The organism is Streptomyces sp. CBMA156 (assembly GCF_014596515.1).
GTDB lineage: Bacteria > Actinomycetota > Actinomycetes > Streptomycetales > Streptomycetaceae > Kitasatospora.
This window is the reverse complement of record NZ_MSJQ01000292.1, coordinates 1-13,373: the sequence shown is the minus strand read 5'-3', so window position 1 is coordinate 13,373 and position 13,373 is coordinate 1. Positions and strand designations below refer to the sequence as shown.

At 74.0% G+C, this 13,373-nt stretch carries 10 protein-coding genes; 4 read left to right on the top strand and 6 right to left on the bottom strand.

Going from position 1 to position 13,373, the window contains the following annotated elements:
• The first annotated feature begins 475 nt into the window (after positions 1-475).
• Entirely contained in the window at positions 476-3,307 is a 2,832-nt protein-coding gene (locus BU198_RS25635) for a PKD domain-containing protein (protein ID WP_188299236.1), read from the top strand.
• Positions 3,308-3,479: 172 nt separating this feature from the next.
• On the opposite strand, the gene BU198_RS25630 is transcribed toward BU198_RS25635, so the two are convergent.
• From BU198_RS25630 to BU198_RS25610, 5 genes are all read right to left on the bottom strand, one after another.
• Positions 3,480-4,016 (bottom strand): AAA family ATPase, encoded by a 537-nt coding sequence (locus BU198_RS25630; RefSeq protein ID WP_188299235.1) that lies wholly within the window; start codon positions 4,014-4,016, stop codon positions 3,480-3,482.
• Between the two features lie 75 nt (positions 4,017-4,091).
• Entirely contained in the window at positions 4,092-6,176 is a 2,085-nt protein-coding gene (locus BU198_RS25625; protein WP_317620316.1) for a transglycosylase domain-containing protein, read from the bottom strand.
• An 886-nt stretch (positions 6,177-7,062) separates the two neighbouring features.
• Positions 7,063-7,596, bottom strand: a complete 534-nt coding sequence (locus BU198_RS25620; protein WP_188299233.1) for a hypothetical protein — start codon at positions 7,594-7,596, stop codon at positions 7,063-7,065.
• Between the two features lie 1,107 nt (positions 7,597-8,703).
• Positions 8,704-8,913, bottom strand: coding sequence for a hypothetical protein (locus tag BU198_RS25615; protein ID WP_188299232.1), 210 nt, complete (start codon positions 8,911-8,913; stop codon positions 8,704-8,706).
• Positions 8,914-8,980: 67 nt separating this feature from the next.
• Complete coding sequence (locus BU198_RS25610) at positions 8,981-9,730, bottom strand: SDR family oxidoreductase (protein WP_188299231.1); 750 nt, start codon at positions 9,728-9,730, stop codon at positions 8,981-8,983.
• 404 nt (positions 9,731-10,134) lie between these two features.
• Between BU198_RS25610 and BU198_RS25605 the strand changes: the two genes are divergently transcribed.
• A complete protein-coding gene (locus BU198_RS25605; RefSeq protein ID WP_188299230.1) occupies positions 10,135-10,506 on the top strand; it encodes a cupin domain-containing protein in 372 nt (123 codons plus the stop codon).
• Between the two features lie 87 nt (positions 10,507-10,593).
• On the opposite strand, the gene BU198_RS25600 is transcribed toward BU198_RS25605, so the two are convergent.
• Positions 10,594-11,067 carry a carboxymuconolactone decarboxylase family protein gene (locus BU198_RS25600; RefSeq protein ID WP_188299229.1) on the bottom strand — a complete coding sequence of 158 codons (474 nt, stop codon included), beginning with the start codon at positions 11,065-11,067 and terminating at the stop codon, positions 10,594-10,596.
• Between the two features lie 200 nt (positions 11,068-11,267).
• On the opposite strand from BU198_RS25600, the gene BU198_RS25595 reads away from it, so the two are divergent.
• Together BU198_RS25595 and BU198_RS25590 are read left to right on the top strand one after the other, a co-directional pair.
• Complete coding sequence (locus BU198_RS25595) at positions 11,268-12,008, top strand: alpha/beta fold hydrolase (RefSeq protein WP_188299228.1); 741 nt, start codon at positions 11,268-11,270, stop codon at positions 12,006-12,008.
• Positions 12,009-12,168: 160 nt separating this feature from the next.
• Positions 12,169-13,373, top strand: a 1,205-nt coding sequence (locus tag BU198_RS25590) for an AAA family ATPase (protein ID WP_188299227.1), incomplete at its 3' end; no start/stop codon positions are given.

Sequence of the window (13,373 nt, the reverse complement as noted above, 5' to 3'; positions counted from 1 at the left end):
GCTCCGCCCGCCCGCCCCGTACGTCGGCGACGCCCTTGACGACGGCGGCGCCCCGAACGACGGCCGGGAGCCGGCCTCCTGGCATGTTCGCGGCCGAAAGATTGCAGGTCACAGGCCTGTTCACGAGTTCCGGGCGGGTCTAGTATTCCGGGTCACGGCAGCCCCACCACCCCCCTGCGGAGCTGCCGGGCAGACCGGCCGCGCCCCCACGACGGCCGGTGCCTCCCCTCGGCCGGGACCCCGGAGCGCCCCCGTCCCCGCGGTCCCGGCCGACTGCCGCCGACGGGCGCGCGGAGCGCGTCGCCGGCCGGGCCGCGCGGTGAGCGGGCGTCCCGGCGGAAAGGCCCTCGACACCGGATCGAACGAGTGATCAAATATCGGCGGTCCACACACCGATCCGTCACGTGGCCCGCACGGATCCGGTCGAAACCGGGCCGCACGGCGCCGCGTTCACTCCTCCAAGAGGGACTCACCCGTGCGCCTTCGTCCCGCCGTCGCGGCCACCGCGGCGGCCCTCGCGGCCGTTCTCGGCATGCCGCCGCCCGCCGCCTTCGCCGCCGACCCCGCCACCGTCCTGTACGTGGCCGGCAAGTCCGCCTCCTGCTCCGACTCCGGCCAGGGCAGCCAGGCCGCGCCGTTCTGCACCATCGCCGCCGCCGCCGCGGTCGTCCTGCCCGGGCAGACGGTCCGGATCGCGCCGGGCAGCTACCCCGAGCAGGTCGACGTCCGCCGCTCCGGGACGCCGGGCCACCCGATCAGGTTCGTGGGCGAGTGGACCGCGGGCTGGACGAACACCACGCCGCGGGTCAGCGTGATGGGGTCGCACTGGCCCACGGACCAGCCGCTCACCCACGCGTTCACCCTGACCGGGGTCCACGACGTCGAACTGCGCGAGCTCTACCTGGAGTCGAAGGAGGAGGCCGTCACGGTCACCGACTCCTCGGCCGTCACCCTCGACCGGCTCTTCGTCCATGGGGAGTTCGGCGGCCAGACCGGCGGCGTCTCCGTCTCCGGGGCGAGCAGCGACGTCACCGTGAGCCGCAACCAGATCCTGCACGGCAACGGCGTCACCATCGGCGCCGGGGTCCTGCGCGCGGTCGTGACCACCAACGACATCGGGAACTCCAGGACCGGCATCGCCGTGACCGACGCCCCGGGCACGGTGGTCACCGGGAACACCGTCACCAGGAGCGAGGACTCGGGGATCGTCCTGGCCGGGGCGTCCACCGGCGCCGTGGTGGAGAACAACGTCCTGGTCCGCAACGCCGCCGCCGGCCACCCCGGCACCGCCCAACTGGACGTCGGCGCGGGCTCGGTGACGGGCACCAAGGCCGACTACAACCTGGTCGCCGACGAGGGTGACGGCGGCTACCGCTGGGCCGGCACCGCCTACCGGCTGCCCGCCTTCCGGGCGGCCACCGGCCAGGGCGCCCACGACATCGCCGAAACCGGCAACACCATCGGCGGCCCCGTGCCGAGCCTGCCGCGCGAGGGCTCCCCGGCGATCGACTCCGGTGACCCGTCGGCACCCGGCCTGCCCGACACGGACCAGTCCGGCCGCCCGGTCATCGACGACCCGAAGGTGCCGAACGCCCCGGGAGGAGGCGTCCGGGACCGCGGCGCGTACGAGCGGTACGGGATGGACTACGTGTCCCTCTTCACGGACGTCTCCCAGGGCCCCTACCCGCTGACGGTCAAGGCGCAGGCCGGTTTCCGCAACGACTGGACGTCCGACCAGCCGACCACCTACACCTTCGACTTCGGCGACGGCAGCGCCCCGGTGACCAGCACCGAGAGCACCGTCCCGCACACCTACACCGCCAAGGGCGAGCACCAGGTCACCGTCACCGTCACCGACGGCTTCGGCCAGCGCCTCACCAGCCTCGGGGACGCCTACGGCGCCTACGGCGCCAGGGTGAGCGTGCGCGACCCGGCCCCGGTGAAGGCCGCGCTGTGGCCCACCAACCCGGCCGGGGACTTCCGCTTCGACCTCCTGGCCGGCCAGAGCAGCAGCCCCTGGCCGATCAAGTCCTACGCGTTCGACTTCGGTGACGGCTCGCCGGTCCAGACGAACACCTACAGCTCCGCGAGCCACCTCTACGCCGCACCCGGCACCTACACCGCCTCGCTCACCGTGACCGACTCCGCCGGGCGCACCGACCGGACCACCGCCAAGGTCACCCCGGGGTTCGCCCCGGCGGGCTTCGTCCCGGTGGCCCCCAAGCGCGTCTACGACACCCGGGACCCGGCGAACGACCCGGGCGCGAGCGGGAACCAGCCGTTCCGGCCGGGTGAGCGCCGCGAGATCAAGGCCGGCATCCCGGCGGGCGCCACCGCGGCCGTCGTCAACATCACCGCCACCGGGGCCACCACGGCCACCCACCTGGACACCTCCACCATCGGCGGCGCCGCCGCCGGCCAGACCTCCAGCATCAACATCGGCCCGGGCGAGACCGTCGCCAACCTGGTCACCGTGCCGATCACCTCGTCGGGGGACACCCGCAACCTGGGCCTGAAGAACCACGACGGCACCGTCCACGTGGTGATCGACCTCTACGGCTACTACCTGCCGCAGTCCGCGGACGGCTACGCCCCGACGCCCGCCACCCGGATCGCCGACACCCGCCAGACCGGCGCCAAGCTGGGCCCCGGCGCGTCGCTGCCGCTGAAGGTCGCGGGCAGCGCGGGCGTCCCGTCCGGCGCCAAGGCCGTCGCGCTCAACCTGACCGCGACCGAGCCCACCGCGGCCGGCTTCCTGGCCGCCAGGCCCGGCGGCCAGAGCGGCCGGCCGGCCACCTCCAGCCTGAACTTCGCGCCGGGACGCACGGTGGCCAACCAGGTGATCGTGCCGCTCGGCCCGGACGGCACGGTGGAGGTCTACAACAACGACGGCTCCACCCACGTGATCGCCGACGTCATCGGCTACTACGGCGCCGACGCCAAGGGCCGGTTCACCGCCGTCCTCCCGGTCCGGCTCCAGGACACCAGGAACGCGCCGTACCAGGCCCTGGACCCCGGCGCCGAGACGACCGTCGGCATCGGCGGCACCGGCCAGGTCCCGGCGAACGCCGTGGCCGGCGTGGTCAACCTCACCGCGGTCGCGCCGCGCGCTGACGGGCACGTCATCGCCTACCCGGACCTCGGCCCGGTGCCGACGACCAGCAACCTCAACTTCCGCGCCGGGCAGACGGTGGCCAACCACGCCCAGGTCCCGCTCGGCACCAACGGGGCGATCAGGCTGCGCAACAACTCGGGCGGCGCCCTCGACCTGATCACCGACCTCTACGGCTACTTCACCACCGGCTGACCGCCGCACCACCCACCCGCACCGGGCCGGCGCACCCACGGGCGCGCCGGCCCGTTCGCGTTCCCCGCCGAGGCGGCGGGCCCGCTGCTGATGTACGAGGCCGTGACCTCGGCGGAGTTCCGCCCGTCGCGGACGGTACGCGTCGGCCGGCGAGGCGGCCGGAGCGGGCCGTTCAGGGCCGGGGCGTCCAGCCGGGCGGGGTGAGCGTGGTGTCGGCGAGGATCCGCTCGACGGTCTCGTCCAGGGTGCTGCCCTGGCCGATGACGTGCTCGGCGCGGTCGGGGAGGAGGTCGTGGGGCCGGTACCAGTCGGCCATGACCTCGGGGGAGAACTCGGCGGCCTGGGGCCGGGTGGCGTGCCGGCGCACCGTCTCGTCGAAGTCGACGTCCAGGTAGTAGAGGTGGCTGCGCCCGCGGTGGTCGGCGGCGAGCCGGGCCAGCATCGGGCCGTAGCGCTCGGCGGCGAGGATGCCCTCGACGACGGTGTGGAAGCCGTGGTCGAGGGCGTGCCGCGCGACCAGGTCGATCAGCCCGATGTTGGCGCCGCCGGGCACGTCCCGTTCGCGCAGCACGGTGCGGCGCAGCAGGTCCTGGCCGACGACGGCGACGCCCCGCCCGTAGGCGGCGCGCAGCCGCGCGGCGACGCTGGACTTCCCGGCGCCGCTCGGGCCGCGCACCACGATCAGTACGGTCCGTTGGTTTCCCGTCATGCCGGGACCGTCCCCGCGGGGAGGCCGCTCCACACCGCCGCGTCCTGCTCGCGAGGGCCGCCGCAGCGGCCCCGGTCAGTGCTGCGGGCCGGCCGGGGTGGTGGCCGGCGGGGTGCCGGTCGCGGTGCTGTTCGGGTCGGTCCTGGGTGCCGGGTCGGGGATGTCGGCCATCGGCAGGGACTGCTTGGGCGTGCCGCGCAGGGCCTGGTTCATGGCGTCCCGCCAGATCGGTCCGGGGCCGTCGGCGCCGAACACCTCGGTGCGGTACTTCCCGTTGATGGTGAGGTTGCGCATCTCGACGCCGCCGTCGGGGCCGCCGAGCCAGACGGCGGTGGCGAGCTGCGGGGTGTAGCCGTTGAACCAGGCGGCCCGCTTGCGGTCCGAGGTGCCGGTCTTTCCGGCGATCTGCCGGTCGCCCTCCAGGCTGAGCGCAGCACCGGTGCCGTTCTTCTCGGTCACGCCGTTCAGGATGGTGTTCAGCGCCCGGGCCGTCGTCTCGGAGAACGCCTTCTCGCAGTGGCCGGCCGGGACGGGGACGTCCCTGCCGTCCACGGTGGTGATCCTGTTGATCGCGACCGGGTCGCAGTGGGTGCCCTGGGCGGCGAAGGTCGCGTAGACGTTCGCCATGGTCAGCGGGCTCATCTCCTCGACGCCCAGGGCCATCGCGGGGACCTCCTCCAGGGGCTTGCCGCTGGCCCGGGCGGTGATGCCGAGCTTGTTGGCCATCTGCTTGACCGCGCAGAGGCCGATCTCCTGCTCCATCTGCACGAAGTAGGTGTTGACCGAGAGGGCCATCGCCTCCTTCAGCTGGTAGGGGCCCTTCTCGCTCGCGGACTCGTTGGGCACCACCGCCTTGGGCCGGTCGGTGTTCTTCCAGGTGCCCTCGCAGGTCTTCATCGTCGGGTACTCGATCTTGTTCTCGGACGGGTACTCCTGGGTCGCGGGCAGGCCCGCCTCCAGGGCCGCGGCCGCGACGACCGGCTTGAACGTGGAGCCGGGCTGGAAGCCGTTGCCGCCGCCCATCGCCGCGTCGGCGTTGAGGTTGACGACGGTCTGGTTCTTCTCCTTCAGCAGGCCGTAGGGGCGGGTCTGGGCCATCGCCAGGATCTTCCCGGTGCCGGGCTCGACCATGCTGACGGCGGCGGAGACGCTGTCGGTGACCCGCACGTTGCCGCTCGCCGCGGTCTGCGCGGCGGTCTGCTTGTCCGGGTCCAGCGTGGTCTGGATGTTCAGGCCGCCGGTGTCCCACACCTTCTTGCGCTCCTCGGCGCTCTTGCCGAACGCCGGGTCCTGCTTGACCACCCGGCGGACGTAGTCGCAGAAGAAGCCCATCCCGGCCTTGGCAGTGATGCAACCGTTCTGCGGTTCACGGTAGTTGAGGCCCAGCGGGGCGGCCTTCGCCTCCTTCGCCTGGTCCGCGGTGATGTGCTTGCTCTCCAGCATCTTGCCGATCACCACGTCGCGGCGGTTCTGCGCGGCCTGCGGGTGCAGCTTCGGGTCGTACTGGGACGGGTTCTGCACCAGCCCGGCGAGGGTGGCGGCCTCGGCGACGGTGAGGTCCTTGTTGCTCTTGCCGAAGTAGCGCTGGGAGGCGGCCTCCACGCCGTAGGCGCCGTTCCCGTAGTACGTGATGTTGAGGTAGTTGGTGAGGATCTGGTCCTTGCTCAGCTCCTCCTCCAGCTTGATGGCGACCTTGAGCTCCTGGATCTTGCGGCCCAGGGTCTTGCGCTGGGCCTCCAGGACGGCCGCCTGGTCGTCGCCGGCCTTCTCCACGTTGACGTTCTTCACGTACTGCTGGGTCAGCGTCGAGGCGCCCTGGGAGGTGGTGCCGCTCTCGGCGTTCTTGCTGACCGCGCGCAGGATGCCCTTGAGGTCGACGGCGCCGTGCTCGTAGAAGCGGGCGTCCTCGATGTCGACCTGGGCGTACCGCATGAACGGCGACATCTGGTCGGCAGGGATGACCGTGCGGTCGCGCTCGTACACCTTGGCGATCAGGCCGCCCTTGGCGTCGAAGATCTGGGTGGCCTGGGTGAGCGGCGGGGTCTTGAAGTCGTCGGGAACGTCGTCGAAGTCCTCCGCCGTGCCCTTGGCGGTCAGCCCGATGGCACCGGCGGCCGGCAGGGCCAGGCCCGCCATCAGCACGCCGGACACGACGCTCACACCCAGGAAGGTCGCACCGAGGCGGGCCGACCGGAGGGGCGTCCCGCGGGACGGACGGGCATCCGCGTCATCGGATGAATTCCATATCGGCGAGGGATTCGGTTCCATTCCGGAATGCTAGCCCTCAATCCTTGCTGCTCGAACGGTTTTTCGGGTGGGGCTGTCACGGCTGTGCAACAGATATCGGAAGCCGGTTCCGAAATGTCGAATCGCATACGAACTGAACGGGGGCGGTGAAAAGGAAAGCCCGGCCCGCCCCGCGTGCGGCGGCCCAGCCCTCTCGTGACCCTCACTCACATGGATGCCGCGAGTGGAGCGGAAGGTTGCTTCACGCCCCGTCCTTCGCGGGCGAGCCGGCACTCGGTCCGGCGGCCTGCCGTGGTGGCTCCCCAGGAAGCCGATCGACCCTCTCGCCGAGCCGGAGAGCGGCTGGGCCCCGGCCACCGCCGGCGACTCCGTCCTCCCCTGCGACCTGCGCCGCGACAACGTGCTGTTCGACGGACGCGGCCGGGTCCGGATCCGCGACGGGAACCGGCCCTGCCCCGGGGCGAGTCGGGTCGACCTCGCCGACTTCACGGTGCTGCCCGGCACCGCCCGCGGACGGTCACGACGCCTCCCGGCTGTCCGCCGAGCACCCCACCGCCCTGCGGCGTCGCCCCCGAACAGTCGGACGCCGCGCTCGCGGCCCTCGCGGGGCAGGTCCCGCGCTCCGGCGCCCAGCCCCCGCCACCCGGCTCGACGGCGCTGCGCGGGCACCGGACCTGGTGCGGCGGGGTCGTCCTCGACTGGCTCTCGCAGCGCCGGGGTCGGAACCGACCGCGCTCGGCTCGGGGCGGTCAGGCGACGGCCCGCCCGCACCGCACGAGGCCCAGGAGGGCCGGGGCCGTCACACGGCGCGGTACAGGCCCCGGCCGGCGCGGCGGACGCGGGAGGAGGCGACCAGGCGGTCGAGGGTGCTGCGGACGGCGTTGATGCTGCCGCTGTCGGTGGCGCGGCCGAGCGCCTCGGCGACGTCGCGGGCGCGCACCTCGACGTCGCCGGCGCCGGTGAAGTAGTCCAGGATCTGTTCGGTGAGCCGGCCGTACTGCTTCGGGGCGCCCTCCTCGTCGACGGACTCCGGCGCGGTGTCGCGGTCCTCATGTCCGGCAGCGGCAGGGGCGTCGGCCGGGCCCGCCGCGGGCCGCGTCGGCCGGGGCACGGCGGCCCTGGCTCCCCGCGGGGGAGTGCCCGAGGAATCCGGCCCGGTGGAGGACATCAGGGCCTGAAGGGCGTCGAGAGCGCGCTTGACGGAGCCGAGATGGGCGACGACCGCGGCCAGTTCCCGCTCCAGGGCCTGCTTCTGGACCTCCAGGCGGGCCAGGTCCTCCTGGAGGCTCTCGGCGGTGATCTCGATGTGATGTGCCGTGTGGGTGACAGACACCTTGTGTTCCTCTCGTCCTCAACCCTGGTGGTCGCGCCCGCGCTCGGCCCGCCCGGACAGCCGTCCGGCTTCCTCACGGAGACCACGTCACACCATAGCGAGGAGCCCGGCGCGCCCCGGGCGCCGACACCGGACCCACCCGCGCGGCCTGCCACGGGACGGGGGCGCACGGTGTCGATCCTCGACGGCGGCCGGGCGCGGCCCGGTTCCAGGAGCGCAGCTTGTCGGGATTGACGACGACCCAGACGTGGACGATGCGACGGCCGGTGAGGTCGAGGCCGAGGACCGCCGCGACCCGCCGGTCGTACCGTACGACCAGCCCGGTCCGGCCGTTGACGGAGCGGCTGTCCACCGTGGTGCGCGCGCGGGGGCCAGCAGCGTCAGCAGGCTCCGGGCCACCCGGTGCGGGCCGTGCACCGGCCGCACCGGGGCCCGTACCTTGCCGCCTCCGTCGAAGAACGCCGTCACATCCGGTGCCAGCAGCACCAGCAGCCGCTGCGGGTCCTGCGCCGCACACGCCTCGCGCACCCCGCACACCGCCGCGTCCCGCTCCTCCGGTGTGGTGGCGCGGCCCCGCCGGGCCCGCAGGCTCCGCCGTGCCCGTTCCGCCGGGTCCGAGCACTCCGGCGCGGAGCGGCCGACGACGCCGGCGACCGCGCGCGGCGCCGTCCCGGCCACGTCGTCGGGCACGAACGCGGCCCGTTCGGCCGGGGACAGACCCGGCAGCACCTCGCCGACCGTCCGTTCCACCCCGGCAGCCTCAAGACACGGGACGGGCCCGCCGTCCCGCCGCCGTCCCGGCCGCGCCAGCCGTTCCCGACAGATCCCGCCCACGACCCGGGACAGCCACGCCCGCGGCTCGCCGACCCCCTCCCGCTCCGGCCCCGCCGGCGCGTACCACCGCCGGTACGCCTCGTCCACCACCCCGTCGGCCTCACCGGCGCTGCCCGGCATCCGACAGGCCAGGTCGATCAGGTGCCGGCGTTCGTCGACCAACTCCCCGACCGGCAAAGCCTCGTCGGCGAACTCCATGCGCCTGTCCTCCTTCTCCCGCAGCTCCTCGTCGCCGGCCGGACGGGCCGGAAGGAGCCGACCGCCCGAGGGCGCTCAGGGTCCGGGGGAGGGCGGTGCGGGCGGGTACCCGGCACCGGCGTCCCGGAGCCGCCGCAGGGAGTCGGACACGGACCGCATCCGGAGGTCGAGCAGGGCGAGCGTGCCGCGCAGTTCGGTGACGCGGGCCTGGAGCGCGACGGCCTCCGCGGCCAGGGACCGCGCGGCGGCCGCGAGGGCGAGCGGGGGTGCGGAGGTGGTGGTCATCAGGCGTCCTGTGTCGGTGGGGCAGGGCGGGACAGGGGGCGGAAGGGGCGAGCGGCCGGGGGCCGGCTCACGCCCGCTGCCGGGCGAGCCAGTCGGCGAAGCGGGTCCCGGCGATGTGCGCTCCCGGGCCGGGCAACAGCGTGCTCTCCCGCAGCTCGGTGCCGAAGTACCTGGCGTGCGGATCGGTCACCACGGTGCGCGGGTCGTCCTCGGCGGCCAGGGTCTCGCGGACGAGCTCGTCCAGCCGGAAGGTGTCGGGACCGGCCACCTCGACCACACCGCCGACAGGGGAGCCGACGGCCGTACGGCCCACGGCGGCGGCCACGTCGTCCGAGAGGACGGGACGGATCCCGACCGGGGCCAGACGCACGGTGTCGCCGTCGGTGGCCTCGGCGGCGATGCCCTTCACGAACTCGAAGAACTGCGTGGCGCGCACGATGGAGTAGGGCAGCCCGGACGCCTCGATCAGCTCCTCCTGCGCCTGCTTGGCCCGGAAGTAGCCGCTCGCCTGGAGGCGTTCGGTGCCGACCACCGACAGGGCGACGTGGTGGGCGACACCGGCGTCGGCCCCGGCCCTGAGGAGGTTGGCCGTCGAGGTCCGGAAGAACTCCGTCACGGCGTCGTCCGCGAACGAGGGGGAGTTGGACACGTCGACGACGACCCGGGCGCCCCTGAGCACCTCGGCGAGGCCCGCTCCGGTCAGCGTGTCGACGCCGGTGCTCGGTGAGGCCGGCACCGCCTCGTGGCCGTGGGCGCCGAGCCAGGCGACCAGCTTCGATCCGATCAGTCCGGTGCCGCCGATGACTACGACCTTCATGGTGGGGATCCTCTCGGGAGGTTCGGTTTCGGGTCCTCACCAGGTAAAGACCGGGCTGCCGCCGTGGTTGTGACGGCAGGCCGGAGGAATCCCGAACTCCTCCCGCCCTCGCCCGGACGGCCTACGGGGCGAGCGTGACGGTCGCCGGAGTGCCGTGCCACGCCATCCGGGCGCAGGGGCGCAGGGGTGGCAACGCGTCGCGCCGCGGTGACCCCCACGACGCTCCCCACGTGTCACACATTCACACGGTGTCCGGTCAACACTGCCGAAGGGCGGGGGAGAAGCACCCCGCCGGATACCCGGCGACGGACGGAAGGTGCACGACAGTGTCGGACCATCACGCAGGACACTCACACCCGGCCGGCGACCCGGCGTCGTCGGCGAGCTGGACGACCGCGGCCCGGATGCTACAGGACGCCGCGCCGCTGACCGTCCCTGAGGGCGCCTCGGCGATGACCGTGCGGATCGAGTGGGAGCCGGGCGACCCGGGCACCCCGCCGCACCGCCACTCGGGGCCCGCCTTCGGATACGTGCTCGAGGGCGCGGTCCGCTTCGAGCTGGAGGGCGAGCCCGAGCGGGTGGTGGAGGCCGGCGGCACCTTCTGGGAGCCGGGCGGCGACGCGATCCACTACCAGGACGGCAACGCGCTCGCCGACGCGCGGACCCGGTTCGTGGTGACCATGCTGTGCGCCCCCGGCAAACCCATGCTCGAACTCGTCCCCGAGGAGGAACTCCGACAGCGCGCCCACCTGCGCGCCCCGCGCCCCACCGGGTGAGAACGCCGCCGCCGGCGGAAGTCCGTCTCCTCGTCACAGTCCGGGAGGTGACGAGGAGACGGACCGTACGGGGGCCCCGCGGCCGGCTCAGCCGAACTGGCCGGGCCGGTAGCCGCCGGCTGGCTGCCGGTTGAGGACGTTGACGCGGTTGTAGGCGTTGATCACCGCGATGAGGGAGACCAGCGCGGCCAGCTGCTCCTCGTCGTAGTGCCCGGCCGCGTCCGCCCAGGCCTCGTCGGTGACGCCGCCGGCGGCGTCCGCGACCCGGGTGCCCTGCTCCGCCAGCTCCAGCGCGGCGCGCTCGGCGTCGGTGAAGACCGTGGCCTCCCGCCAGGCGGCCACCAGGTGGAGCCGCTGGGCGGTCTCGCCCGCCTGGGCGGCGTCCTTGGTGTGCATGTCGGTACAGAAGCCGCAGCCGTTGATCTGGCTGGCGCGGATCTTCACCAGTTCCTGGGTGGCGTGCGGCAGCGTGGAGTCCACCACGGCCTTGTTCGCCGAATTGAGGTGCTTCAGGACCCTGGCGCCGAGCGCGCTGCCGAAGAAGTCGAGACGTGCTTCCATGAGGTGTTCTCCTCGTCGTCGTGCCGGTTCACAGTGATGACCGGCATGCCCCGTGGTCTGTGACACCGAAGGACGTGTGTCCTGCCTCACCCCGGCCGGCCCCGCTCACACGGTGGCACGATCCCGCCACGCACGCCCCGGGCCCGGACCCCCCGGCCTCCCGCTGCCCGCGCGACCCCGACGAGCAAAGGACTCGGCCCATGCCCGCGATCCTGATCCACGGCGTCCCCGACACCCACCACGTGTGGGACGGCGTGCGCCGGCACCTGACCCGCACCGACGTGGAGGCCTGGGACCTGCCCGGATTCGGCGCGCCGCGCCCCGACGGCTTCCGCTCCACCAAGGAGGAGTACGTTGACTGGCTCGTCGGCCGGCTGGAGCGCGTCGGTGAACCGGTGGACCTGGTCGGCCACGACTGGGGCTGCATCCTCACCGCGCGCGTCGCCTCCCTGCGCCCCGACCTGGTCCGCACCTGGGCCGGCGGCAACGGCCCGGTCGACGCGGGCTACCGGTGGCATCGGCTCGCGCGGATCTGGCAGCACCCCGTCGAGGGCGACCGCTTCATGAGCGGACTGGAACCCGGCGCCTTCGCCCACGACGTGGCGGCCGGCTTCGAGGTCCCGGCCGGTCCCGCTCGGGAGATGGCCGGCCGGGTGGACGCGCCCATGAAGGAGAGCATCCTCGGGCTCTACCGTTCCGCCGTGACCGTGGGAGCGCAGTGGGAGCCCGGCCTGGCGCGGGTGACCGCGCCCTGCCTCGTGTTCTGGGGAGTGCGCGACCCCGCCTGCCCGGTCGGGTCCGGCGAGAAGCTCGCCGCCTCGCTGCGGGCCCCCGGGATCGTGCGGCTCGACTGCAACCACTGGACGCCGCTGCAGAGGCCGGCCGAGGTCGCCGCGGCCGTCGAGGCGCACTGGGCGGCGTACCCGGATCCGGGCAGGTGAGCCCCCTGGACACGGAGGCGCCGCGCCGGGGTGACGACACCTCACCGCTCCCGTCCCGCAAGGGGATGAGCACACTGTTTGTTCGTCCACGCGAGCTGATGCATGATGAGGGCGGCCTGAGCCGATCAGGGTCGAACCTTGGACTGCATGGCGGTGGTGGATGGCGGGCGGCGCCCCTCGGCGCGAGCCGCACGGGCCGTACGGGCCACGCGGGTTGCGCGGGCTACGCGGCCGGCGGGGCGAATGCGGAGCGCTGGACCAGGTGATCGCCGGCGCCCGCACCGGCCGGGGCCAGGTGCTCGTGCTGCGCGGCGAGCCCGGAGTCGGCAAGTCCGCCCTGCTGGAGTACCTGGTGGGCGGCGCGGCGGGGTGCCGGATCCTGCGGGCCGTCGGCGTCGAGTCCGAGATGGAGCTGGCGTTCGCCGGACTGCACCAGCTGTGCGTGCCCCTGATGGGCCACCTCGACCGCATCCCCGGCCCCCAGCGCGACGCCCTGTCCGTCGCGTTCGGGCTGAGCGCGGGCAGCGCGCCGGACCGCTTCCTGGTCGGCCTGGCGGTGCTCAGCCTGCTGGCCGAGGCCGCGGAGGAGCGGCCGCTGGTCTGCGTCGTGGACGACGCCCAGTGGCTCGACCGGGTCTCCGCCCAGACGCTGGCCTTCGTCGCCCGCCGACTGCTCGCGGAGCGGGTGGCGCTGGTGTTCGCGGTGCGGGCGTCGGCGCCCGCCGCCGACGGCGACCCCTTCCGCGGGCTGCCCGAGACCGCCGTCCGGGGGCTGCGTGAGGACGACGCGCGGGCGCTGCTGGAATCGGTGGTCCCCGGGCGGCTGGACGAACGGGTCAGGGACCGCATCGTCGCCGAGACCCGCGGCAACCCGCTGGCCCTGCTCGAACTGACCAAGGGACTGACCGCCGCCGAGCTGGCCGGCGGCTTCGGGCGCCCGGACGTCCGCCCGCTGGCCGGCCAGATCGAGCAGACCTACCTGCGGCGCATCGGATCGCTGCCGGCCGCCGCGCAGCGGCTGCTGCTGGCGGCGGCCGCGGAACCGGTGGGCGACGTGCCGCTGCTGCGGAGGGTCGCCGAGCGGCTCGACATCGACGCGGACGCCGCCGGAGCGGTCGAGGCGGCGGGACTGGTCGAGTTCGGCACGAGGGTGCGCTTCCGCCACCCGCTGGTGCGCTCGGCGGCCTACCGCGCCGCCGACCCCACCGTGCGCCGGGACGTCCACCGGGCACTGGCCGAGGCGACCGATCCCGACGTCGACTCGGACCGCCGGGCCTGGCACCGCGCCCACGCGGCCCTCGAACCCGACGAGGCCCTGGCGGGCGAGCTGGAGCGCTCGGCCGGCCGGGCCCAGGCCCGCGGCGG